Origin of the sequence: Streptococcus sp. SI1 (genome assembly GCF_030439945.1) — a bacterium.
GTDB classification, from domain to species: domain Bacteria; phylum Bacillota; class Bacilli; order Lactobacillales; family Streptococcaceae; genus Streptococcus; species Streptococcus intermedius.
This window is the reverse complement of the sequence record NZ_JAQFJE010000002.1, coordinates 362,795-385,442: the sequence shown is the minus strand read 5'-3', so window position 1 is coordinate 385,442 and position 22,648 is coordinate 362,795. Positions and strand designations below refer to the sequence as shown.

Annotated in this window: 20 protein-coding genes; 12 read left to right on the top strand and 8 right to left on the bottom strand. The window is 37.8% G+C overall.

Annotated features, from left to right (window positions below):
* Positions 1–7 precede the first annotated feature (7 nt).
* Both PCY10_RS04050 and PCY10_RS04045 read left to right on the top strand, forming a co-directional pair.
* The gene (locus PCY10_RS04050; protein ID WP_021002900.1) at positions 8–436 is read left to right on the top strand and encodes a VOC family protein; all 429 of its coding nucleotides are present in this window, start codon (positions 8–10) and stop codon (positions 434–436) included.
* Between the two features lie 21 nt (positions 437–457).
* On the top strand, positions 458–724 hold the full coding sequence (locus tag PCY10_RS04045; RefSeq protein WP_021002899.1) for a TfoX/Sxy family protein: 267 nt from the start codon (positions 458–460) through the stop codon (positions 722–724).
* Positions 725–809: 85 nt separating this feature from the next.
* Here the strand turns inward: PCY10_RS04045 and lysS are convergent, their stop codons facing one another.
* The 5 genes from lysS to PCY10_RS04020 form a co-directional block, all read right to left on the bottom strand.
* Positions 810–2,297 (bottom strand): lysine--tRNA ligase, encoded by a 1,488-nt coding sequence (gene lysS / locus PCY10_RS04040; protein ID WP_003068521.1) that lies wholly within the window; start codon positions 2,295–2,297, stop codon positions 810–812.
* Between the two features lie 82 nt (positions 2,298–2,379).
* Positions 2,380–3,021, bottom strand: coding sequence for a histidine phosphatase family protein (locus PCY10_RS04035; RefSeq protein WP_021002898.1), 642 nt, complete (start codon positions 3,019–3,021; stop codon positions 2,380–2,382).
* Between the two features lie 24 nt (positions 3,022–3,045).
* Positions 3,046–3,522: an aminoacyl-tRNA deacylase gene (locus tag PCY10_RS04030; RefSeq protein ID WP_021002897.1), complete on the bottom strand. Its 477-nt coding sequence runs from the start codon at positions 3,520–3,522 to the stop codon at positions 3,046–3,048.
* Positions 3,522–4,364 carry a DUF368 domain-containing protein gene (locus PCY10_RS04025; protein WP_021002896.1) on the bottom strand — a complete coding sequence of 281 codons (843 nt, stop codon included), beginning with the start codon at positions 4,362–4,364 and terminating at the stop codon, positions 3,522–3,524. Before PCY10_RS04025 ends, PCY10_RS04030 begins: the two co-directional genes overlap by 1 nt.
* Positions 4,365–4,518: 154 nt before the next feature.
* Positions 4,519–6,873, bottom strand: coding sequence for a cation-translocating P-type ATPase (locus PCY10_RS04020; protein ID WP_021002895.1), 2,355 nt, complete (start codon positions 6,871–6,873; stop codon positions 4,519–4,521).
* Between the two features lie 118 nt (positions 6,874–6,991).
* Between PCY10_RS04020 and PCY10_RS04015 the strand changes: the two genes are divergently transcribed.
* The 5 genes from PCY10_RS04015 (at position 6,992) to PCY10_RS03995 (ending at position 12,165) form a co-directional block, all read left to right on the top strand.
* Positions 6,992–7,732 (top strand): 1-acyl-sn-glycerol-3-phosphate acyltransferase, encoded by a 741-nt coding sequence (locus tag PCY10_RS04015; RefSeq protein ID WP_021002894.1) that lies wholly within the window; start codon positions 6,992–6,994, stop codon positions 7,730–7,732.
* Positions 7,733–7,862: 130 nt separating this feature from the next.
* Positions 7,863–8,504, top strand: a complete 642-nt coding sequence (locus PCY10_RS04010; RefSeq protein ID WP_021002893.1) for a DJ-1/PfpI family protein — start codon at positions 7,863–7,865, stop codon at positions 8,502–8,504.
* A gap of 200 nt (positions 8,505–8,704) precedes the next feature.
* Entirely contained in the window at positions 8,705–10,711 is a 2,007-nt protein-coding gene (locus PCY10_RS04005; RefSeq protein WP_125384024.1) for a C69 family dipeptidase, read from the top strand.
* A 525-nt stretch (positions 10,712–11,236) separates the two neighbouring features.
* Positions 11,237–11,368 (top strand): hypothetical protein, encoded by a 132-nt coding sequence (locus PCY10_RS04000; RefSeq protein ID WP_260468226.1) that lies wholly within the window; start codon positions 11,237–11,239, stop codon positions 11,366–11,368.
* 95 nt (positions 11,369–11,463) lie between these two features.
* Complete coding sequence (locus tag PCY10_RS03995; protein ID WP_102567704.1) at positions 11,464–12,165, top strand: CPBP family intramembrane glutamic endopeptidase; 702 nt, start codon at positions 11,464–11,466, stop codon at positions 12,163–12,165.
* Positions 12,166–12,291: 126 nt separating this feature from the next.
* Here PCY10_RS03995 and nrdF read toward each other — a convergent pair whose 3' ends face one another.
* From nrdF to nrdH, 3 genes are all read right to left on the bottom strand, one after another.
* Positions 12,292–13,251, bottom strand: coding sequence for a class 1b ribonucleoside-diphosphate reductase subunit beta (gene nrdF / locus PCY10_RS03990; RefSeq protein ID WP_117276056.1), 960 nt, complete (start codon positions 13,249–13,251; stop codon positions 12,292–12,294).
* 180 nt (positions 13,252–13,431) lie between these two features.
* A complete protein-coding gene (gene nrdE, locus PCY10_RS03985; RefSeq protein ID WP_301558885.1) occupies positions 13,432–15,591 on the bottom strand; it encodes a class 1b ribonucleoside-diphosphate reductase subunit alpha in 2,160 nt (719 codons plus the stop codon).
* Between the two features lie 99 nt (positions 15,592–15,690).
* A complete protein-coding gene (nrdH, locus tag PCY10_RS03980; protein WP_021002887.1) occupies positions 15,691–15,909 on the bottom strand; it encodes a glutaredoxin-like protein NrdH in 219 nt (72 codons plus the stop codon).
* Between the two features lie 382 nt (positions 15,910–16,291).
* Here nrdH and PCY10_RS03975 point away from each other — a divergent pair, with 382 nt between their 5' ends.
* The 5 genes from PCY10_RS03975 (at position 16,292) to pepV (ending at position 22,621) form a co-directional block, all read left to right on the top strand.
* Positions 16,292–16,555 carry a phosphocarrier protein HPr gene (locus PCY10_RS03975; RefSeq protein WP_003068444.1) on the top strand — a complete coding sequence of 88 codons (264 nt, stop codon included), beginning with the start codon at positions 16,292–16,294 and terminating at the stop codon, positions 16,553–16,555.
* Position 16,556: 1 nt separating this feature from the next.
* Entirely contained in the window at positions 16,557–18,290 is a 1,734-nt protein-coding gene (ptsP, locus tag PCY10_RS03970) for a phosphoenolpyruvate--protein phosphotransferase (RefSeq protein WP_021002886.1), read from the top strand.
* 379 nt (positions 18,291–18,669) lie between these two features.
* Positions 18,670–20,478 (top strand): excinuclease ABC subunit UvrC, encoded by a 1,809-nt coding sequence (gene uvrC, locus PCY10_RS03965; RefSeq protein WP_301558884.1) that lies wholly within the window; start codon positions 18,670–18,672, stop codon positions 20,476–20,478.
* A 108-nt stretch (positions 20,479–20,586) separates the two neighbouring features.
* Positions 20,587–21,192 (top strand): nitroreductase family protein, encoded by a 606-nt coding sequence (locus PCY10_RS03960; RefSeq protein ID WP_301558883.1) that lies wholly within the window; start codon positions 20,587–20,589, stop codon positions 21,190–21,192.
* Positions 21,193–21,220: 28 nt separating this feature from the next.
* Positions 21,221–22,621: a dipeptidase PepV gene (pepV, locus tag PCY10_RS03955; protein WP_125396477.1), complete on the top strand. Its 1,401-nt coding sequence runs from the start codon at positions 21,221–21,223 to the stop codon at positions 22,619–22,621.
* Positions 22,622–22,648: the final 27 nt, after the last annotated feature.

The window sequence follows — 22,648 nt, the reverse complement described above, 5'->3', positions numbered from 1 at the left end:
GGTAGTAATGAATAAGATTACTTGTATTTGTTTGGGTGTTAGAGATATGGAAAGGTCAATAAAGTTTTACAGAGATGGTTTAGGATATAAGACTAACTGTAAAGAAAATAATCCGCCAGTATGTTTTTTCGATACTCCAGGAACAAAATTTGAACTATTTCCTTTGGAACAATTAGCAAAAGATATTGATGAGAATAATCCACCAAAGGGAAATGGATTTTCCGGAATTACATTAGCGTACAATGTTGAACATAAAGAAGATGTTGATAGTGTAATTGAATTAGTACGAAATGCCGGCGGAAGAATTGTAAAAGAACCACAAGACACCTTTTGGGGTGGATATCACGCATATTTTTCTGATTTAGATGGATATTACTGGGAAGTTGCATGGGGTTCAAATTTTAAGTTTGACGAAAATGGACTATTGAAATTTTAGTAATTAGGAGAGATATAAAAAATGGCTTCAAGCAAAGAATACTTAGACTTTATTTTAGAACAAGTATCTGAATTAGATAATGTTAGTTATAAAGCTATGATGGGAGAATTTATTATCTATTACGAGGGAAAAATTATTGGCGGAATATATGATGATAGATTACTTGTTAAACCTGTGCAGTCTGCGATAAATTATATGCCAAATGCAGTATATGAGTTGCCTTATGATGGAGCAAAAGAAATAATTCTTGATTATAGTAGAATTTTGAACGAAAAAATTCAATTATGATAGAGTTAAAAAATGACCTTGTCCCTCTTGAACGAGGGAGTAAGGTCATTTTTGTTATCTCAGTATTCATTTGATAAGAAATTGTTTACTTCATCGTAGGGAAGAGCAATACGTCACGAATAGAAGTGACATCTGTCAACAGCATAATTAAGCGGTCAATTCCAATTCCGAGGCCGCCAGTTGGTGGCATACCGTATTCAAGAGCTTCTACATAGTCGTAGTCGATACCAGTCGCTTCATCATCTCCGAGTTCCTTAGCTTGGGCCTGTGCTTCAAAACGAGATAATTGATCAATTGGATCGTTCAACTCGGTAAAGGCATTGGCAAATTCGCGCCCAACGATAAAGAGTTCAAAGCGGTCGGTAAAGCGAGGATCATCTGCATTTTTCTTAGCAAGAGGTGAAACTTCAACTGGATGCCCATAGATAAATGTAGGTTGAATCAACGTATCTTCTACAAAGTCTTCAAAGAAAGCATTGATAATATGACCAACTGTAAAATGCTTTTCAACCGTCACATGATGTTCCTTAGCTAGTGCAGTGGCCTCTTCGAGAGTCATTTCTTTCCAGAAATCAATACCCGTCTGCTCTTTAATGGCTTCTAGCATATGTTTACGTGCAAACTTGCGACCGATAAAGATTTCAGTACCTTGATAAGGGACACTTTCGGCATCTGTAACAGCTTTAGCTGCACTTTGGATAATCCCTTCTGTCAAGTCCATGATATCCTCAAAATCCGCATAAGCCTGATAAGCTTCAATTGTAGTAAATTCAGGATTGTGAGTGGCATCCATTCCTTCGTTACGGAAAATGCGTCCCATTTCATAAACACGTTCCATACCACCAACAATTAGACGTTTTAAGTGCAATTCAGTCGCAATACGAAGCACCATATCAATATTTTGCGCATTGTGATGAGTAATAAATGGACGAGCAGCAGCACCACCAGCTTCATTATGTAGTACAGGTGTTTCAACTTCAAGGAATCCTTGGTTATCAAGATAACGGCGAATTTCTGAAACGATACGACTGCGAGTTACGAAGCGTTCAAAGCTTTCCCGATTGGAAATTAAATCCAAATAACGCTTACGATAAATCGTTTCAACGTCTGTTAGTCCATGGAATTTTTCTGGTAATGGACGAAGTGCTTTAGAGAGGTGTGTGATGTGAGTTGCTTTGATTGACAGCTCTCCCATATCTGTGCGCATAACCTCACCTTCAATACCAAGGAAGTCCCCAATATCTGCTTTTTTGAAAATTTGATAATTCTCTTCACCAACAGTATCTTTTCTGACATAGATTTGGATTTGACCTTCACGGTCTTGGATATGAGCAAAACCAACTTTGCCTTTCCCGCGCTTGGTCATAAGTCGTCCTGCAATGGTAGCAGTTTCCGCTAATTCATGTAGTTCTTCTTTTGTTTTATCACTATATTTTTCTTTTAATTGGGCAGAATCTGCAGTACGTTCAAAACGTTTACCAAAAGGGTCAATACCTTGTTCTGCTAAAGCAGTCATTTTTTCACGACGAATCAGTTGCTGGTCATTTAATTCTTCAATATGTTCAGTAGTCATATTCTTCCTCCTAAAGTTTACCTTCCTCATTCTATCATAAATAAGGCAGAAATTCACCTATAAATAAAGAAAAACCGTGATTTTATACGCTCACAGTTTCAATTGTTTCTAAGTGGTCAAGATTGTTCCAATCAAGAAGTGTAAAATGTTCAAAATCTTGTGTTTCAAGAATAGTGACGCTTCCATTGGCAAGGCCTCCCTGCTGACGCAGTTGAGCAAAGTCATACCCTAATAACAAGCGTAAAGAAGCCGTTAAATTAGCTCCATGACCAACAAAAAGAAGATTCTCATAAGAATATCCATTTTGTGATTTGATGAAGTCTATTGTACGTCGTGTAGTATTATAGACCGATTCTGCACCAAAAATAGAGTTGTTGAATTTTGCCAAGTTATGACGAAAAGCTTGCATCTGATGAGGATAGATGGCGGTAATTGTAGAGATTTTCTGCCCTTCTAGAGAGCCAAGTTGCCATTCGCGTAGCTCTGTATGTGGTTCAACAACTGATGAATATTGATTTTCACTACAGATGATCTGTGCAGTTGCCATTGCGCGTGGTAAATCACTTGAAAAAATCTTATCAAATTTGATGTGAGACAGATGTTTTCCAAGCAAGTGTAGTTCTTTGATAGAAGTTTCAAGTAGTGGTGAGTCACCATTGGCTCCTTGAAATCGCCCTTCCAAATTCCATTGAGTTTTTCCGTGTCGAACGAAGTAGAGTTTCATGCAGTTTCCTTTCTGAATGGTATATTAGTTTTCTTTTAAATCTGCAAAGTCTGCCTCAACAAAATCAGCTAAATCCTTTGCGCTAATTTCAATACTGTGTCCTAATTCTCCAGCTGATACGATAATAGTCTCACGTGTTAAAGCTGAATGATCAATATAAATTGGAAAATGGTGCTTTTGTCGAATGCCGACAGGATTATTTGCACCATGAATGTAACCAGTTGTTTTTTCCAAATCCTTCTGTGGGATCATACTTACTTTTTTGTTACCAGAAAGTTTGGCTAGTTTCTTTTCTGAAAGATGTTCTGTAATGGGCAGGATGCCAATGATAACACCTGTTTTATCACCTGTTAGGGCTAATGTCTTATAAATCTGTGAACGATCTATTTCTGCAGGTAATTCTCCTCCTAAAGCATTAATTTGAAGCCCTTTGTGGCTGATTTTAGCTTTCGTCAAGATTTGTTCGACCAAGGTTTTCTTGATTTTTGTTTTTTTAGCCATTATTTATACTTTTCCTCCAATTGGCTCATCCAAGCACCCAGCCAAGTTCCCAAACCAAAGAAGAAGGCAGCAGTAACTAAAGTGATGATAGAAGTATTAGCATAATGAATACTTTCACTGTTCCCAGGATTTGGTACCAAGATGAGAATGGTACTTGACAAGACAATACCGATGATAAAATGATATACTCGAGAATGATAATTTTCTAAAGCATAATGCATAGATTTTGAAAAAATGACAAGTGCGAGAAGACCGCCGATTCCGATTGGTAAAAAAGTTCCTAAAATATCTAAAGATTTGAAACCGATTAGCATAGGAGAATACAGTCCCAAAATTAAAAGTAAATTTGAAGGACTCAAGCCTGGAACGAGAATTCCTAGTGCAATTAGCGCACCAGCTAAAATAAATGTCAAGAAATTTGCAGGTAAAGTTCCAACGAAACTATTGAGAAAATATAGGCAAATACCAGAAATGAAAAAGGTAGTAAGGAACCAAATAACATCAGTTCGATCGCGATCAGATTCTCTGATAGATTCGTTTAATAAACTTGGAATTGTGCCAATAATTGCACCTGCAAATCCCCATAAAACAATGATTTTATAGTGTTCTAATAGATATTCAACTGGTAAGGAAAATAGTGCAATTCCTAACACCGTTCCAATGCCAACAGGTAAAAAATAAAGCACATTATCCCGAAAATTTTCCCTTATATGCGCTAAAAAATAAATCATCCGCTCGTAAATTCCCAAAATAGCAGCTAAAACTCCACCAGATACCCCGGGGAGAATAAATCCTAGCGCGATGATAATTCCCTTTAAAATTCTTATCAACCAAGAAATCATCCATTACTCCCTAAACTTTTCTATGACAGTTATTATATCATATTTAGAAATAAGAAAGTAGTGATAACTGGACAAGAAGAAGAGAAAAGATTTGTAAAATTTTTGCTTAAATTGCTTAAAATAGATAATTCTTCTACTGTCTACATGCTTAATTTCACGAATTCTGTTCCCGTTCATTCTGTCTGTGTGTCACAACAATAAAAGTAATTGTAAAGAGGAGCATTAGAATGAAATAGATTGGCAAACTGTTGCTGGTTAAGGTAGTGATTTCGATGTATTTTTGCAGGATAACGGCTGTTCCGAAGAAACCAATGAGTGACCAGAGAATAAGTAAGATTCGCCAGATATTAAGTGGCAGACAGGCACGGACAACGGAGAGAAAGCCAATAGAGCCTAATAAATAATAAAGTAGAGTTGATATTTCTACTTGTGACCAACCATGCAATCCACCGAAAATGCTGACAAATAAAACACTAAAGACGACCATTAGTCCGCTAGGTAGAGCTTTAAAAATGGCTTTTTTGAGAAAGTCGGGTTCGACTGGTTTGATATTGCGCTCAAAGGTGAGGACAAATGGTGGTAAACCTTCTACAAATTGGTCAATCAAGGTAATTTGAACCGGGATAAATGGAAAGATTAGAAGCCACTCAGCTCGTCCCAGTAAGATACTGGAAATACAAATAATCGTTAAAATAAATGAATAAGTTGTTTTAATGAGGAAAATTGGTGCAATGCGGGCAATGTTATTGACCACCCGCCGCCCTTCAAAGAGGATTTCAGGGACATCGTTAAAATCAGAATTCAGCAAGACGAGATTGGCAACTTGTCGTGTTGCCGGATCACCTTCAGCCATAGCAATGGAGCAGTCTGCTTCCCGCAAGGCTAGAATATCATTGACTCCGTCACCAGTCATAGCTGTGGTGTATCCTGTTTTTTTCAAAGTTTGAATAATGAGCTTCTTTTGATGAGGAGAAACACGACCAAAAATAGCCGTTTTTTCTGTCAGATCAATCAATTCTTGGTCTGATATTTTTGAACAATCAACATAACTTTGGTAATTTTCAAAGCCTGCTTTTGCAGCAATATTGGATACAGTAATTGGATTATCACCTGAGATGATTTTTAAACCAACTTTTTGCGAGCGTAAGTATTCTAAAGTGTCAGCTGCTCCGTCACGAATCGGATCTGTAATTTCTAAAATAGCAATAGGTTGAATGGCGCTTGGTAAGTGGATGTGTTTGTGGTCAATATGTTCAGAACTAATGGCTAAAGCAAGTACGCGTGAACCTCGTATTTGGGCTTCCTGTGCTTGCCCGATTTCTTCCTGAAAGAGTATTTCAGGTGCGCCAAGAAAGACAGTCCCTAAGTTCGACATTTCCATGGCCCCCCATTTACGATCACTAGAAAATGGGATAATGTTGCTAGTTTGGTAATTTGACGATTTTGTAAATTGTTTGCGGATAGCTTGTGCAGTAGGATTGTTGTCGTCACTTGCCGCAATATAAGCACTAAGAATATCAGCAATTGCTTGTTCTGAAAAATCTTGTGTGAGCGGGGTGACTCTTTCAACATGCATTTTACCTTGGGTAATCGTACCTGTTTTATCGAGACAGAGCATATTAACACGAGCAAGTGTTTCGACTGAGTACATTTCCTGTACAAGGACTTTTCGTAACCCCAACTTGATGACAGCTGTTAAAAGAGAAGTAATCGTTAAAAGAGCAATTCCTTTTGGTAGCATTCCTAGAAGAGCCGTTGAGGTATTGACAACTGAGTCTTTGGCAGGTAAATGTTTTACCAAGAGAGCTTCTAGAAAGAGCGCAATTCCGAAAGGGATAATGATTTTTCCTGTAAAACCTGCAATCTTGTCCATGGATTTCATAATACGAGAATTGATTGGTTTGACAGTCTTAGCCTCTAGCATCAGTTTAGAAGCATAGTTATCAGATCCAACATGGGTGATTTCAGCTACTACATGACCACTGACAAGAAAGCTTCCTGAGAGAAGCTGATCTCCAATTTCCTTTTGTACAAGGTCACTTTCTCCTGTTAACATAGCTTCGTTGACTTCTGCAAAACCATCTAAAACAGTTGCGTCACTTGGAATTTGTTCCCCTGCAGTTAAGCGAATGACATCATTTAGAACCAAATTTTCTGGATTAATAGGGGTGGTTTGCCCATCACGGATAACGTTAATTTTTTCTTTATTTAGGAGATTGAGCTTATCGACCATGTGTTTAGCACGCAATTCGGTGACAATTCCAGAAAAAGCATTAAAGCAGATAACAGCGAAGAAAACTAAGTTGCTCCATGCTTGAACAGAAACGAGAGCGACAGCGATTGCAAAATTTAACGCATTAAATAGCGTAAAAATATTACGCTTGATGATTTGCCAAGTGCTGATACTTGTATTGACTGTAAAATCATTAGTGAGTCCTTGCGTAATTTTTTCTTGGACTTGCTGGTGGGTTAATCCTGTAAATTCTTTCGTATTCATGAGGATAATCATACCATTTTTTTAGTAAAATTTCTAATAGAATCTATTCCGACGTGACAGTTTTATGTTGAAAAAGTTTGCGAGCAGGCATTGGATAAGGTATAATGGAAGAAATAAGAAGGGAGAGCCGATGTTTTATAGATATTTGAGAAGATTGGTGATGTTGATTTTATGGGCTTTAAATGGCAATGTACACTACCACCATTTGGAGAATATTCCAGACCAAGAGGAAAATTATATTTTAGTTGCTCCGCACCGTACATGGTGGGATCCAGTCTATATGGCTTTCGCTACAAGACCCAAGCAATTTATTTTTATGGCAAAAAAAGAATTATTCACGAATCGCGTTTTTGGTTGGTGGATTCGGATGTGTGGTGCTTTTCCGATTGACCGTGAAAATCCTGGAGCATCCGCTATCAAATACCCTGTAAAAATGCTGAAATCAAGCAATCGCTCGTTGATTATGTTTCCAAGTGGAAGTCGACATTCGACAGATGTTAAGGGCGGTGTAGCCTTGATTGCGAAAATGGCAAAGGTACGGATTCTTCCAGTCGTTTATGTTGGTCCGATGCATTTGAAAGGATTGGCAAAAGGTGAACGTGTAGACATGGATTTTGGGCACCCGATTGATATTTCAGACATCAAAAAGATGAATGATGAAGGTGTGGAAGAAGTAGCACGTCGCATTCAGGCAGCATTTGATCGTTTAGATGCAGAAGTAGCAGCTCTTGAAGTGAAAAAAAGTCCGAATCTATTATTGCTATTGCCACGTTTGATTGCCCTCTTACTATCCCTTGTTGTTGGCTTGTTGACATTTATTTTTAGTTTTATCGCAAGCTTTGTTTGGGATCCTGAAAAGCATAGAAAATAAAATCTCTTATGAAGGATGATAACTATACGCCTATCTGGATAGCAGCAATCGTACAGAATGAAATGGAATTTGTATATCTGGCAAAGCAAGTGTAGCAAACATTTGATCTATGTTTCTAAAAGGAGCCTCTATGAAAATAGCAGTTTTACTGTATCCAGCGTGCTCATTGCAGGAAATCACAACTTTGACATCCATTCTTTGTCTTTCTTTTGGGCAGTCTTTGGACTATCTTGCTTCAGAAAAGAAAATTTATACAAGTGAAGAAGGATTACAAGTTATTCCGGATTTTACTTTTAAAGAAGTTCAAGGTGTAGTGTATGATTGTATCATATTGCCAGGTACACAGGAGCCTTTTGTTAGTCTTTATGATTCTAGACTCATCTCTTTTTTGAAAAATGTAGATATCAAGCGAACAATAGTAGCTGCCATTTCTTCGTCACCTATGTTTTTGGGAAAAGCTGGTTTATTGAGAAATCGATATTATACAGGCGGTTTATATATGGAGTTGGTAGACTATTTTTCTTTTTTGGAAAAAGAAAATATGCTCCATCAGCCAGTTGTAAAAGATAAGAATGTTATCACAGCTATTGGATTTGCCTATACAACATTTTCTCAGACTGTTTTGGATACTTTGGGATTAGAATTACCGAGCGATTTCTTTTTGAGAAAAAATTTCTACAGCCCAGAGGAGTTAACTTATTATTTAGAAGCAAGTGATTACCAAAAAATACTGCAAGAAATCTCACAATATGAACAATGTACCCAGGAATGATTTCCTGGGTATTTATTGTAAATGTTAGGACAAAAAGAATAATTAATACATAAATTATACATGAAAGCGCTTGCTAAAATAGATTTAAAATAGTATACTAAATTTAAGGTATACGGTTTTAAAAAGGTGATAAGAGTGTGTATCGCTCTTATTTATAAAAAGTTGATGTATTCAACATGCAATGATAAAAGGAGAAATATATGAAAAAATTTATTTTTCGTTTAACAATTTTGTTATCTGCTCTCTTTCTCTTTCCTTTCCAAGCAGTTGAAGCTTGTACAGGTTTTATTGTTGGGAAGAACTTGACAGCAGATGGTTCGACTTTGTATGGTCGTACAGAGGATTTGGAGCCTCATCATAATAAAGTTTATAAAGTCCATCCAGCTAAGGACAATAAAGCAGGTGCAAAACTGATTGATGAAGCCAATGGTTTTGAATGGCAGTTACCTGCTCGGAGTTATAAATACACTTCGGTTTCAGACGTCACGCCAAAAGAAGGTATTTTTGACGAAGTAGGCTTTAATGAACATGGAGTATCTATATCAGCCACTGTTTCTGCAAAAGCAAATAAAGCTATTCAAAAAGTTGATCCTTATGTAAAAAAAGGTTTAGCAGAATCTATTATGACTACAGTCGTTTTACCACATGTCAAAACGGCTCGTGAAGGTGTGGAACTCATCGCGGAGATTGTCAAAAAGCAAGGTGCTGCTGAAGGCAATATTGTGACAATTGCGGATAAGACGGGTGTTTGGTACATGGAAATCCTCTCTGGCCACCAATATGTTGCCATTAAGTATCCCGATGATAAATATAGTGTTTTCCCTAATACTTTCTTCTTAGGAAATGTTGATTTTAATGACAAGAAAAATGTCATTGCTTCAGAAAATGTAGAAAAAGTAGCACGTGATGCTCATTCTTATAAAGAAATCAATGGCAAGTTTCATATCTCCCAATCTTATAATCCACCAATGTCAGAGGCAGATCGTTCGCGTGCTTGGGCAGGTATTAAGGCTTTAAATCCAGATGCACCGATCAATTATGATGATAAATATTTTGATTTGTTGCAATCTAGTAATAAAAAAATTAGCGTTGCAGATGTGATGCGGATGCAGCGGAATCGTTTTGAAGGAACACAATTCAAACCACTAGACCAAATGGAATTAGATGGTAAAGGGATTCCTCAACGTGGAAAAGTAGATCCAGTCTATAAATATCCGCTTGGCAATCCAAACGTAATGGAAGCACACATTTTCCAATTGAAAGATAATATCCCTGCCAGCATGGGTGGTGGTACGATGTGGCTTTCCGTTGGAAGTCCTCGTTTCGCTCCATACCTACCATATTATGGAAATATTACCAATACGTATTCAGCTTACCAAGTTGATACAACGAAGTACGACAAAAATTCGTGGTATTGGGTTGCATCTCACATTTACGATATGGCGGCCAAACACCAAAAATTATTTGGCAATAGTGTACAGGAAAAATGGAAAGCTTTAGAAGCACAATGGATTGAAGAACAAGCTAAGGCTGATGAACAATATGCGGCTGCAGGTGGGGCTTCGCCAGAGGAAGTGACTGCAGCTAGTATGGCACGTGCGGAGAAAGTCTTTAAAGAAATGAAAGCTCTAGAAGCTGAAATGGAAGAAAAAATCAAAAATGAGCAAACACCACCAAGCTCTAGTTCAGGACCATCTTCAAGTTCTCCGGATTCTGAAAAACCAAAACCAAGCGAAATTTCTGACACCTTAATGGATACCGCTACAGGTGTTCGCTTACAAAATGCAGATTTAGTGAAGGCTAAGCTAAAATTAGCAGTTAAAAAGACGATTGAAGAAAATGCAGATAGCTATGATATTACCTTAACTAATCCGAAAGGTAAAGTGGTATCACAAGTCAGCTCAACAGTAGTGACAGTACCAGTAAAGAAAGGCGCTACTGTGGAATCTGTTTATGCTATGAAAGACGGCAAACAAGCAGAAAAATTTGATTTTGTTCTTAACAACGATCAAACGATTAGTTTTAAAACAACACACTTTTCTATCTACAAGATTCATTATAAAGTTGTAAAAGAAGCACCAAAACAAAATAAACATGGATTCCTTCCATCAACTGGTGAAAAGGTAACATTTCTTGGATTGGTAGGAGTCGTTATTTTAGGAATTGTTATCTTCATTCTAGCAAAACGATCAAAAAAGAATAAATAGTTGAATAGACTAGCGATAGCCTAATAAAACTAATAACCCCCAAAGTTGAACAAGAAATGTTCTCTTTGGGGGTTTTATATGTAATAGATAGTTGCATAAATTGACAGTAATCATACTAAAATTGACGACCATACTTATCAAAATGACGCAATTGAGTCACAATACAAATGAAAGGAGAAGAGTGTATCAAGCTAGAAAATCGATTAAAAGAGCTTCGAGCGTGAGAGCTGAAAAATTCAGAAACAATTGGAATCACAAACTAAAAATGAGTAACTTTATCAGAAGAGGTTTAAAACTCTGGAGTATAGTACGATTTCGCTAGATGTGATGACAATTTAAAAATTTTTTGGTATACTAACATCATTTAGGTTAACCATTACTAGAAATAGTCTTTCAATTTAAGGTAGCTTATTTCCTTATGTAACACTTGTTTTATCTTGTATGGGCAATCTTATTTCCAAATGGCTAAAGCAGATTTGCCATTTTAAATTGCCAACCGTTACATTTCCTGAAGATGTGTTAGCCTTGATGAAGATTGATGATGAAGCGGAATGGGAAGCATATTATGATCAGTTAAATCAATTTGTTTTACTAGCGTTCTATGTCATCTTGTTGTCCATTTCACTTCTATTACGTGAAATTCAATACTTTAATTAATAATTGTGGTATTCTTCGCCTTTACATCAATATGATGAATATCTCTATGGTGAAGAGTTCTTTCAAAAAAATAGCCATTCTAAGGAGAATCATTGATGAAAAAAATAGCCCATATTGGACTTGGAATTTTAAAATTATTAGGACTTATTATTTTAGTCATAGCTATCAATAGCATCCCCATGTTATTTTTAGCTAAAGGACAAAATCTACCAATGTATGCAGAAATTTTGTTCGTTTTGGTATATCTTGTGATTGTGTTTTTTGCTATTCGTACTTTATGGAAGAGATACCAGACTCATGCCTCAGAGAATGTGAAGAGTTTGTCTTTTTCATGGGGAGATTTTGGAAAAGCCTTGTTATTCTTTTTAGCGGCAAGAGTGGTAGCAGTAGTTGGGACTTATCTAAATATCTTTTTAACAGGGCAAAGAACTACCAGCAACGATAACGCTTTACAAAGTCTAGGAAAAATTATGTCAGTTGATCACATCTTTTTTGCTTTGTTATATGTTGTAACAGTGGCACTAATAGCACCAGTGATTGAAGAATTGGTATTCCGTGGCTTTGCGACAAGGTTTTTCTTTGGAAAGAGTCAAAAACTAGCAGCAGCTATTGTGACATCCATCATCTTTGCACTTCCTCACATCTCAAAATGGACAGAATTTCCACTTTACTTTTCGATGGGGTTAGTCCTTTATGCCGCTTTTGCACGTCGGGAAAATCTGAAAGATTCAATGGTTGTGCATATTTTAAACAATACACCAGCAGCTCTAGTTATGCTGTTTGCGATGTTTCGATAGTGGTTTAAAAATGGCAAATCATTCATAATTTAAAATCAAAAACACGAAAGGAGTAGTACTACTTGTTGTTGGTATATCCCATTCGTGTTTTTTTATTATCAGATACTAGCTTTCTTAGTTGATAGTTTATAACCCATAATTATAATCATCATCTTGCATAGCTTCAACTTCGCCAAGTAGATAACCGTTTCCGACTTGGGAGAAGAAGTCATGATTAGAAGTTCCAGTTGAAATACCATTCATAACAATAGGATTGACATCATCAGCAGTATCAGGAAAAAGTGGATCTTGTCCAAGATTCATGAGAGCCTTATTGGCGTTGTAGCGAAGAAAGGTTTTGACTTCTTCTGTCCATCCAACACCATCATATAAGGTTTCAGTATAACCTTCCTCATTCTCATAGAGGGTGTAGAGAAGATCATACATCCATTCTCGAAACAGTTCTTGTTCCTTTTCTGATAATTCATTGAAACCCAATTGGAATTTATATCCGATATAAGTTCCATGGACAGATTCATCACGGATAATCAATTTGATAATTTCAGCAACGTTAGCTAGTTTGTTGTTGCCCAGATAGTAGAGTGGAGTAAAGAAACCAGAATAGAATAGAAAGGTCTCTAAAAACACACTGGCAACTTTTTTTTCAAGAGCATTTCCATTAAGGTAAATTTCGTTGATAATTTCAGCTTTCTTTTGCAAATAAGGATTTGTATTGGTCCATTCAAAAATTTCATCAATTTCTGATTTTGTATTAAGCGTTGAAAAAATAGATGAATAGGATTTGGCATGAACAGACTCCATGAATTGGATATTATTCAATACAGCCTCTTCATGGGGAGTGCGAATATCCCCTCGGATCGCTTCGACACCTGATTGGGATTGCATGGTATCAAGAAGTGTCAGCCCGCCAAAAACTTTACCAACAAGGTCTTTTTCTTTAGCTGATAATTTTCTCCAATCATCTAAATCGTTGGAAAGAGGGATTCGTGTGTCGAGCCAGAATTGTTCAGTCAGTTTTTCCCAGGTGGACTTATCGATCACATCTTCTATAGCGTTCCAGTTAATGGCTTTGTAGTAAGTTTTCATAAAGAGTATTTCTCCAATTTAGTAGTAATTATTATGCAACCTTTAGTTTCATAGAACCTATTTCAATGATATCATATTTTTTTATTGAGCTACAAATGATGACTGTTCCAGAGATAACAACAAGAGAAGCATAGTATGGTCCCCATTTGCTATTTAAACAAGCAGTAATAGTTTTTTCCATTAAATCACACAGCTTTCACATTGGTTAGCCCCAACTTCGCCGCCATCATCAGTGAAGGTACGGACGTAGTAGATGGACTTGATACCCTTGTTGAAGGCGTAGTTACGCAGGATAGAAAGGTCGCGGGTTGTTTGCTTGCCTTCTTTTTTCCACTCATAGAGGCCTTTAGGAATATCGCTGCGCATAAAGAGAGTCAGGGAAAGACCCTGGTCCACGTGCTCAGTTGCCGCTGCGTAGACATCAATCACCTTGCGCATGTCCATGTCATAGGCGCTAGTATAGTAAGGAATAGTCTCCGTTGACAGACCAGCAGCAGGATAGTAGATCTTACCGATTTTCTTTTCTTGACGTTCTTCGATCCGTTGGGTAATGGGGTGGATAGAAGCAGAAACATCATTGATATAGCTGATAGAACCATTTGGTGCAACGGCTAGGCGGTTTTGATGATAGAGGCCGTCAGCCTTAACCTTATCGCGCAACTCTGCCCAATCCTCTGCTGATGGGATAAAGATGCCTGCGAAGAGTTCTTTGACACGGTCAGACTGAGGTACAAATTCACCCGTCAGGTATTTGTCAAAGTAAGTGCCGTTGGCATAATCAGATTTTTCAAAGTTGTGGAAAGTCATGCCACGCTCACGAGCGATATTGTTGGATTCAACAAGAGTCCAATAATTCATGAGCATAAAGTAAATGCTGGTAAACTCAACTGATTCAGCTGAACCATATTCAATCAACTGTTGAGCCAGATAACTGTGTAAGCCCATGGCTCCTAGCCCAAAAGTATGAGCTAAGCTATTGCCGTAGTCAATGGTTGGAACAGCTTTGATGTGAGAGCTATCTGTGACAAAGGTCAAAGCGCGTGTCATAGTGCGGATAGATTTTCCAAAGTCAGGGGAAGTCATCATGTTGACTACATTGGTCGACCCAAGATTGCAAGAAACATCCGTTCCCAAATGTACAAATTCTTGAGCATCATTCAGGAGACTTGGCTCTTGTACTTGCAGGATTTCAGAGCAGAGATTACTCATGACGATTTTACCGTCGATTGGATTTGAACGGTTAGCTGTATCGATATTTACGACGTATGGATAGCCAGATTCTTGTTGGAGTTTAGAAATTTCTGTTTCCAAATCACGAGCTTTAATTTTCGTTTTATTAATCTTAGGGTTGGCAATCAATTCGTCATATTTTTCAGTAATATCAATATAAGCAAATGGAACACCGTACTCGCGTTCAATAGAGTAAGGACTGAAGAGGTACATTTCCTCATTTTTACGAGCTAATTCGTAAAATTTATCTGGAATGACAACTCCTAAAGAAAGAGTTTTAACCCGAACTTTTTCGTCAGCATTTTCTTTCTTTGTAGAAAGGAAAGCGATGATATCTGGGTGGAAGACATTGAGGTAAACAACCCCGGCTCCCTGACGTTGCCCCAGCTGGTTAGAGTAAGAGAAGCTGTCCTCAAACAGTTTCATCACTGGTACAACACCAGAAGCAGCCCCTTCGTACCCTTTGATGGGAGCGCCTGCTTCACGCAGGTTACTGAGAGAGATCCCAACGCCACCACCGATACGAGATAATTGCAGAGCAGAGTTAATGGAGCGACCGATAGAGTTCATATCATCTGTTACTTGGATGAGGAAGCAAGAAACTAGTTCACCGCGACGGGCACGTCCTGCATTGAGGAAGCTTGGTGTAGCCGGTTGATAGCGCTGGTGAATGATTTCATTAGCGATATCCTTAGCGATTGCTTCATTACCGTTGGCAAAATAGAGCGCGTTAAATAGAACACGATCTTCCATGCTTTCTAGATAATATTCACCGTCATTTGTTTTAAGAGCATATTGATTGTAGAATTTATAAGCTGCCATAAAAGATTTAAAATGGAAATCTTGTGCATGAATGAAAGCAGCTAATTCTTCAATATATTCAGACGAATAAAGCTGGATGAATTCTTTTTCTAAATAGTTTTCTTGAATTAAATAGTTAATTTTTTCAGTAATAGAAGAGAATTTTTTTGTATTTGGTTCAACATTTTCCTTAAAGAATGCCTCCAGAGCTTCTTTATCTTTGTGGAGCATAATTTGTCCATTGATTGGACGGTTGATTTCATTGTTGAGACGGAAATACGTCACATCTTCTAATTGTTTGAGTCCCATACTATTCCTTTTCTAAATACTAGATTTGCTATTGGCAAAAGAAAGGGCTTCTATGGCTCATAGAAGCGATTGATTTGCTCTATTATAGGTACAATAAAATTATGATAATTTTTTCAATTTAGTTGGTTGAAAACCGGAAAATGCTTCCGTTTGAGTTTGTACAACCGGTGCAGCATTAAAACCTAAGTTTTTCACATGATCGATATATTCAGGCTGTTCGTCCAAGTTGATTTCACGATATTCCACCTGATTGGTGTCTAGAAAACGTTTTGTCATTTTGCACTGAACACAATTATTTTTTGAATAAATAGTTACCATAATAAACTCCTAATTTTTTTAATTCAGTATGGATTAAGTATATCCAAAGCTATAAATTTTGTCAACCATCAGGTTCTAAATATTGTGCTTATTTTTTGTTTTTTGAATTCAATAATACTAGATATGGTATTTTTAAAAAATGGAAAATCAGAGAAGAATCACGCTCTTATCCTCGTTTTATCACATAATTATAGATTGAAAATTTGTTTATAAGTTGAAGATTGAAAATCTCGTTTTAATGAAATTTCAGTAATTATCATAAAAAAGCCTTGATGAATACACATAAAATTCTTGAAAAAATTTTACAAAGATGTTATAATCTAAAATTGTAAGGGTTATCACATATGACCCCAAAAAGATTACATTAAAGGAGAGTCAAACTATGGCTTCTAAAGATTTCCACATTGTGGCAGAAACAGGTATTCACGCACGTCCAGCAACTTTGTTAGTTCAAACTGCTAGCAAATTTGCTTCAGATATTACACTAGAATACAAAGGTAAATCAGTAAATCTTAAATCAATCATGGGTGTTATGAGCCTTGGTGTTGGTCAAGGTGCTGATGTAACAATTACTGCTGAAGGTACAGATGCTGACGATGCAATTGTAGCAATCGCAGAAACAATGACAAAAGAAGGATTGGCTTAACATGACAGAAATGCTAAAAGGAATTGCAGCATCTGATGGTGTTGCTGTTGCTAAGGCATATCTATTAGTTCAACCGGATTTATCGTTTGAGACTGTTTCAGTCGAAGATACGAATGCAGAAGAGGCTCGTTTGGATGCAGCTCTTGAAGCTTCACAGAACGAGCTTTCTGTTATCCGTGAGAAAGCAGTAGAGAGCCTTGGAGAAGAAGCAGCTCAAGTATTTGATGCTCATTTAATGGTACTTTCTGATCCAGAAATGATTGGTCAGATTAAAGAAACAATTCGTGCAAAAAAAGTGAATGCTGAAGCAGGTCTGAAAGAAGTGACAGATATGTTCATCACTCTCTTTGAAAATATGGAAGACAATCCATATATGCAAGAACGTGCAGCAGATATTCGCGACGTGACCAAGCGAGTATTGGCTCATTTGCTTGGTGTGCACTTGCCAAATCCTGCTATGATCAATGAAGAAGTAGTTGTGATTGCGCACGATTTGACTCCTTCTGATACTGCTCAATTAGACAAAAACTTTGTTAAAGCTTTTGTAACGAATATTGGTGGACGTACAAGCCACTCAGCTATTATGGCTCGTACTCTTGAAATTGCAGCAGTTCTTGGAACGAATAACATTACCGAATTAGTGAAAGACGGTGACGTTATTGCTGTAAATGGTATTACTGGTGAAGTAATTATCAATCCAACTGCAGAACAAATTGCAACCTTTAAAGCAGCTGGTGAAGCTTATGCTAAACAAAAAGCTGAATGGGATTTGCTGAAAGATGCTGAAACAGTAACAGCCGACGGAAAACATTTTGAATTGGCTGCGAACATTGGTACACCGAAGGATGTTGAAGGCGTTAATGCTAATGGTGCTGAAGCCGTAGGACTTTACCGTACAGAATTCCTTTATATGGATTCGCAAGATTTTCCAACAGAAGATGAGCAATATGAGGCTTATAAAGCTGTTTTAGAAGGCATGAATGGGAAGCCAGTTGTTGTCCGTACAATGGACATTGGTGGTGATAAAGAACTTCCTTACTTTGATCTTCCAAAAGAAATGAATCCTTTCCTTGGATTCCGTGCTCTTCGTATTTCCATTTCTGATACAGGAAACGCAATGTTCCGTACACAGTTACGTGCCCTTTTGCGCGCATCTGTTCATGGGCAATTACGTATCATGTTCCCAATGGTCGCGTTGTTGACTGAATTTCGTGCAGCAAAAGCGATTTTGGAAGAAGAAAAAGCTAAATTGCTTGCAGAAGGTGTTGCTGTCGCAGATAATATTCAAGTTGGTATTATGATTGAAATTCCAGCAGCAGCTATGTTGGCTGATCAATTTGCAAAAGAAGTTGACTTCTTCTCAATTGGTACTAATGACTTGATTCAATACACAATGGCTGCAGATCGTATGAATGAACAAGTTTCTTACCTTTATCAACCATACAACCCATCTATCTTACGTTTAGTGGATCGAGTGGTCAAAGCTGCTCATGCTGAAGGCAAATGGGCTGGTATGTGTGGTGAAATGGCGGGCGATCAAACTGCTGTTCCACTTCTAGTTGGTATTGGTCTGGATGAGTTTTCAATGAGTGCCACATCTGTTCTTCGTACACGTAGTCTGATGAAGAAATTGGATACGAAGAAGATGCAAGAACTGGCTCAACGCGCCCTTACAGAATGTGCAACAATGGAAGAAGTTCTTGAACTTGAAAAAGAATATCTTGATTTTGAATAATCTCAAAACAGAAACTATTGTCGACAAGGACAATTGTAGTGTTGATGATGGAAAGGCAGGGATAGTAGCATCCCTGCCTTTCTTTGTGATAGCAAAAAATTTTGACACAATAGCCGATTATTAAAAAGTAGTAGGAAAAAATGCGGAGCAAGTCAACCCTTTATTCGTTTTATAAATCTGGAGAAATACTCAATGAAAAAAGATTTATTCTATCTACAACCTAAAGTATACTTCTAATAACCTATTTAAACCTTGTGATAGTGAAGCTATGGGCTTAAAATTTTCAATAATTATTTGCTTGCCCTTTTCTATAGTAATCATTTAGGCTGTCGATGTTCCTTTTTACTTCCTTTTAGCTAATTTTGCTATAATGATAATTATGAACAACTTAATTAAATCAAAATTAGAGTTATTGCCAACTGGTCCAGGATGTTATATCCACAAGAATAAAAATGGTACGATCATCTATGTGGGAAAAGCCAAGAATTTGCGCAATCGGGTGCGTTCGTATTTTCGCGGAAGTCATGATACTAAAACGGAAGCGTTAGTGTCTGAGGTTGAGGATTTTGAGTTTATTGTCACTGAGTCTAATATTGAAGCCTTGTTGCTTGAAATCAATCTGATCAAGGAAAATCAGCCCAAATACAACATCATGCTTAAGGACGATAAGTCCTACCCTTTTATCAAAATCACCAATGAGATATATCCGCGACTTATTATTACACGTCAGGTTAAGAAAGATGGTGGTTTATATTTTGGTCCGTATCCTGATGTAGGTGCTGCGAACGAAATTAAGCGCCTGCTGGATCGCATTTTTCCTTTCCGTAAGTGTACCAATCCACCTGAGAAAGTTTGCTTCTACTATCATATCGGACAGTGTCGAGCTCATACTATCTGCCATAATGATCTACATTTCTTTCAAGAGATGGCTCAAGAAGTAGCAGATTTCCTCAAAGGTCATGATAATAAGATTATTGATGAATTGAAAGGAAAAATGACTAGTGCTGCTGAAAAGATGGAATTTGAAAAAGCGGCTGAATACCGAGATTTGCTTCAAAGTATTGCGACACTTCGCACCAAGCAACGAGTGATGGCAAGGGATTTACAGAATCGGGATGTCTTTGGCTATTATGTGGACAAAGGATGGATGTGTGTGCAGGTTTTCTTTGTCCGTCAAGGAAAACTCATTGAGCGAGATGTAAATATGTTTCCTTATTACAATGACCCTGACGAGGATTTTTTGACTTATATTGGACAATTTTATCAGAATAAATCTCATCTGGTGCCCAATGAAATTTTGATTCCATCTGATATTGACGAGGAATCAGTACGGGCTGTGGTGGATACAAAAATCCTTAAGCCTCAACGAGGAGAAAAGAAACAGCTGGTCAATCTGGCAATTAAGAATGCTCAAGTTAGTTTACAGCAGAAGTTTGACTTATTAGAGAAATCTATTGAAAAAACGCAAGGAGCAATTGAAAATCTAGGCCGGCTCCTCAATATTCCCACTCCAGTTCGGATTGAGTCGTTTGATAATTCCAATATTATGGGAACAAGTCCTGTTTCAGCTATGGTGGTCTTTATCAATGGCAAACCCAGCAAAAAAGATTATCGCAAGTATAAGATTAAGACAGTTATCGGTCCGGATGACTATGCGAGTATGCGAGAAGTGATTAAGCGCCGTTATAGCCGAGTCATACGAGATGGTTTACTACCGCCTGATCTGATTGTCATTGATGGTGGTCAGGGACAAGTAAACATTGCAAAAGACGTCATTCAACATCAATTAGGTTTAGATATTCCTATCGCCGGTTTGCAAAAGAACGACAAGCATCAGACTCATGAATTGCTTTTTGGTGATCCGTTGGAAGTGGTCGAATTATCTCGCAATTCACAGGAATTTTTCCTTTTGCAACGCATTCAAGATGAAGTCCACCGCTTTGCCATTACCTTCCATCGCCAGATCCGGTCTAAGAATTCCTTCTCATCACAACTAGATGGCATTGAAGGACTGGGGCCTAAACGCAAGCAAAATCTCATGAAACATTTCAAATCGCTAACTAAGATTAAAGAAGCAAGTGTTGAGGAAATTGTCGAAGTAGGCGTACCGCGAAAAGTGGCAGAGGCTGTTCAGGGGAAGTTAAGAAGGGCTATAGATAAAAAAGAAATAATACCCGATACATTTTAAATCCTCAGGGTTCCAGTGAGGGAACCTGTTATTTCATGAAAAAACCTCTGCAAGCTCTTCCAATTTATGGTAAAATGAAATGAGTATAATAAGAAAAGGAAAATCCCTATGAAGTTTCTTGAATTAAATAAAAAGCGTCATGCAACTAAGCATTTCAATGATAAAGCGGTTGATCCAAAAGATGTGCGGACGGCAATTGAAATTGCAACTTTAGCGCCAAGTGCTCATAATAGTCAGCCTTGGAAATTTGTAGTTGTACGTGAGAGAAATGCAGAGTTGGCTGAGGTTGCCTTTAATGCTAATCAGGAGCAAATCAAAGAAGCACCTGTGACGATTGCTCTCTTTACAAATACAGACTTGGCGCAGCGCGCTCGTAAAATTGCTCGTACTGCTGGTATAAAAAATATGTCTGAAGAAAAATTGCAATATTACATGCAAAATCTTCCGACTAAGTACAGTCATTACACCGAACAGCAAAAGAGTGATTATTTAGCTCTTAATGCTGGATTGGTAGCCATGAATTTAGTGTTGGCATTGACGGATCAAGGCATTAGTTCCAATATTATCCTTGGATTTGATAAGTTAAAAGTCAATCAAGTGCTAGATATTGATGAGCGCTTCCGTCCAGAACTTTTAATTACTGTTGGCTACTCGGATGCTAAACTAGACCCAAGTTATCGTTTGCCGGTAGATGAGATTATTGAAAAACGTTGATAGAGTGGATAGAAAGGAATCCGATTTTATGACAATTGATTTTAAAGCAGAAGTTGAACAACGTCGCGAAGCTTTATTAGCTGACTTATTTAGCTTGTTAGAAATTAACTCTGAGCGAGATGATACGAAAGCAGATAAAGAACATCCGTTTGGACCTGGACCTGTTAAGGCTTTGGAAAAATTCTTAGAATTAGCTGCGCGTGATGGTTATTCAACGAAGAATGTGGACAATTATGCGGGGCATTTTGAATATGGCGAAGGAGCTGAAGTTCTTGGAATTTTTGCGCACATGGATGTGGTACCGGCTGGAAGCGGTTGGGATACAGATCCGTATACGCCAACTATCAAGGACGGTAAATTATTTGCGCGTGGTGCGAGCGATGACAAGGGTCCAACGATGGCTTGTTATTACGGACTGAAAATTATCAAAGAGCTTGGTTTGCCAATATCTAAAAAAGTTCGTTTTGTTGTCGGTACAGATGAAGAGTCTGGCTGGGCGGATATGGACTATTATTTCAAACACGTTGGTCTTCCAGAGCCAGATTTTGGTTTTTCGCCAGATGCAGAATTTCCGATTATCAATGGTGAAAAAGGAAATATTACAGAATACCTTCATTTTGCAGGGGAAAATAGCGGAGCTGCACGCTTGCACAGTTTTACGGGTGGACTTCGTGAAAATATGGTTCCTGAATCTGCAACAGCAGTAGTATCAGGAAATATGCCAAATCTTGTAGATAAATTAGACGAATTTGCCAAAGAGCACGGGCTTCGCTTTGAATACCAAGAATTACCGAATGGTCAAATAACAGTTACAATTGTTGGTAAATCCGCTCATGGAGCTTCACCACAATCTGGTGTCAATGGCGCGACTTATCTGGCTAACTTCTTGACCCAGTTTGATTTCGCAGGTTCTGCTAAAGACTATCTTGTAACAGCTGGAAACGTTCTTTTAGAAGACCACGAAGGGAAAGCCTTAAAAGTGGACTATGTAGATGAAAAAATGGGTGCTCTTTCTATGAATGCAGGGGTCTTCCGATTTGATGAAACAAGCGATGACAACACCATTGCCCTTAATTTCCGCTATCCACAAGGAACCAATCCAGCATCAATCAAATCTAAATTGGAAAACTTACCTGTGGAAAATGTGACATTGTCGGAGCACGAGCATGTTCCTCACTATGTTCCAATGGAAGATCCGCTTGTGACAACGCTTTTGAACGTGTATGAAAAACAAACGGGTCTAAAAGGTCATGAACAAATCATTGGTGGTGGAACCTTTGGGCGTCTCTTGAAACGCGGTGTTGCTTACGGTGCTATGTTCCCAGGATATACAGATACGATGCACCAAGCAAACGAATTTATAGAGGTAGAAGATCTTTTCCGTGCAGCAGCAATTTATGCTGAAGCAATTTATGAATTAATCAAATAAACCATGTAAACTCAGCTAGAAATAGTT

Excerpts from the sequence above, each read along its gene's own strand:
- PCY10_RS04020 (WP_021002895.1), bottom strand. The coding sequence starts at position 6,873 with ATGATTATCCTCATGAATACGAAAGAATTTACAGGATTAACCCACCAG.
- ptsP (WP_021002886.1), top strand. The coding sequence starts at position 16,557 with ATGACAGAAATGCTAAAAGGAATTGCAGCATCTGATGGTGTTGCTGTT.
- PCY10_RS03975 (WP_003068444.1), top strand. The coding sequence starts at position 16,292 with ATGGCTTCTAAAGATTTCCACATTGTGGCAGAAACAGGTATTCACGCA.
- PCY10_RS04035 (WP_021002898.1), bottom strand. The coding sequence starts at position 3,021 with ATGAAACTCTACTTCGTTCGACACGGAAAAACTCAATGGAATTTGGAA.
- PCY10_RS04005 (WP_125384024.1), top strand. The coding sequence starts at position 8,705 with ATGAAAAAATTTATTTTTCGTTTAACAATTTTGTTATCTGCTCTCTTT.
- uvrC (WP_301558884.1), top strand. The coding sequence starts at position 18,670 with ATGAACAACTTAATTAAATCAAAATTAGAGTTATTGCCAACTGGTCCA.
- PCY10_RS04030 (WP_021002897.1), bottom strand. The coding sequence starts at position 3,522 with ATGGCTAAAAAAACAAAAATCAAGAAAACCTTGGTCGAACAAATCTTG.
- PCY10_RS04050 (WP_021002900.1), top strand. The coding sequence starts at position 8 with ATGAATAAGATTACTTGTATTTGTTTGGGTGTTAGAGATATGGAAAGG.
- nrdE (WP_301558885.1), bottom strand. The coding sequence starts at position 15,591 with ATGGGACTCAAACAATTAGAAGATGTGACGTATTTCCGTCTCAACAAT.
- PCY10_RS04025 (WP_021002896.1), bottom strand. The coding sequence starts at position 4,364 with ATGATTTCTTGGTTGATAAGAATTTTAAAGGGAATTATCATCGCGCTA.
- PCY10_RS04010 (WP_021002893.1), top strand. The coding sequence starts at position 7,863 with ATGAAAATAGCAGTTTTACTGTATCCAGCGTGCTCATTGCAGGAAATC.
- PCY10_RS04045 (WP_021002899.1), top strand. The coding sequence starts at position 458 with ATGGCTTCAAGCAAAGAATACTTAGACTTTATTTTAGAACAAGTATCT.
- pepV (WP_125396477.1), top strand. The coding sequence starts at position 21,221 with ATGACAATTGATTTTAAAGCAGAAGTTGAACAACGTCGCGAAGCTTTA.
- lysS (WP_003068521.1), bottom strand. The coding sequence starts at position 2,297 with ATGACTACTGAACATATTGAAGAATTAAATGACCAGCAACTGATTCGT.
- PCY10_RS04015 (WP_021002894.1), top strand. The coding sequence starts at position 6,992 with ATGTTTTATAGATATTTGAGAAGATTGGTGATGTTGATTTTATGGGCT.
- PCY10_RS03960 (WP_301558883.1), top strand. The coding sequence starts at position 20,587 with ATGAAGTTTCTTGAATTAAATAAAAAGCGTCATGCAACTAAGCATTTC.
- PCY10_RS03995 (WP_102567704.1), top strand. The coding sequence starts at position 11,464 with ATGAAAAAAATAGCCCATATTGGACTTGGAATTTTAAAATTATTAGGA.
- nrdF (WP_117276056.1), bottom strand. The coding sequence starts at position 13,251 with ATGAAAACTTACTACAAAGCCATTAACTGGAACGCTATAGAAGATGTG.
- nrdH (WP_021002887.1), bottom strand. The coding sequence starts at position 15,909 with ATGGTAACTATTTATTCAAAAAATAATTGTGTTCAGTGCAAAATGACA.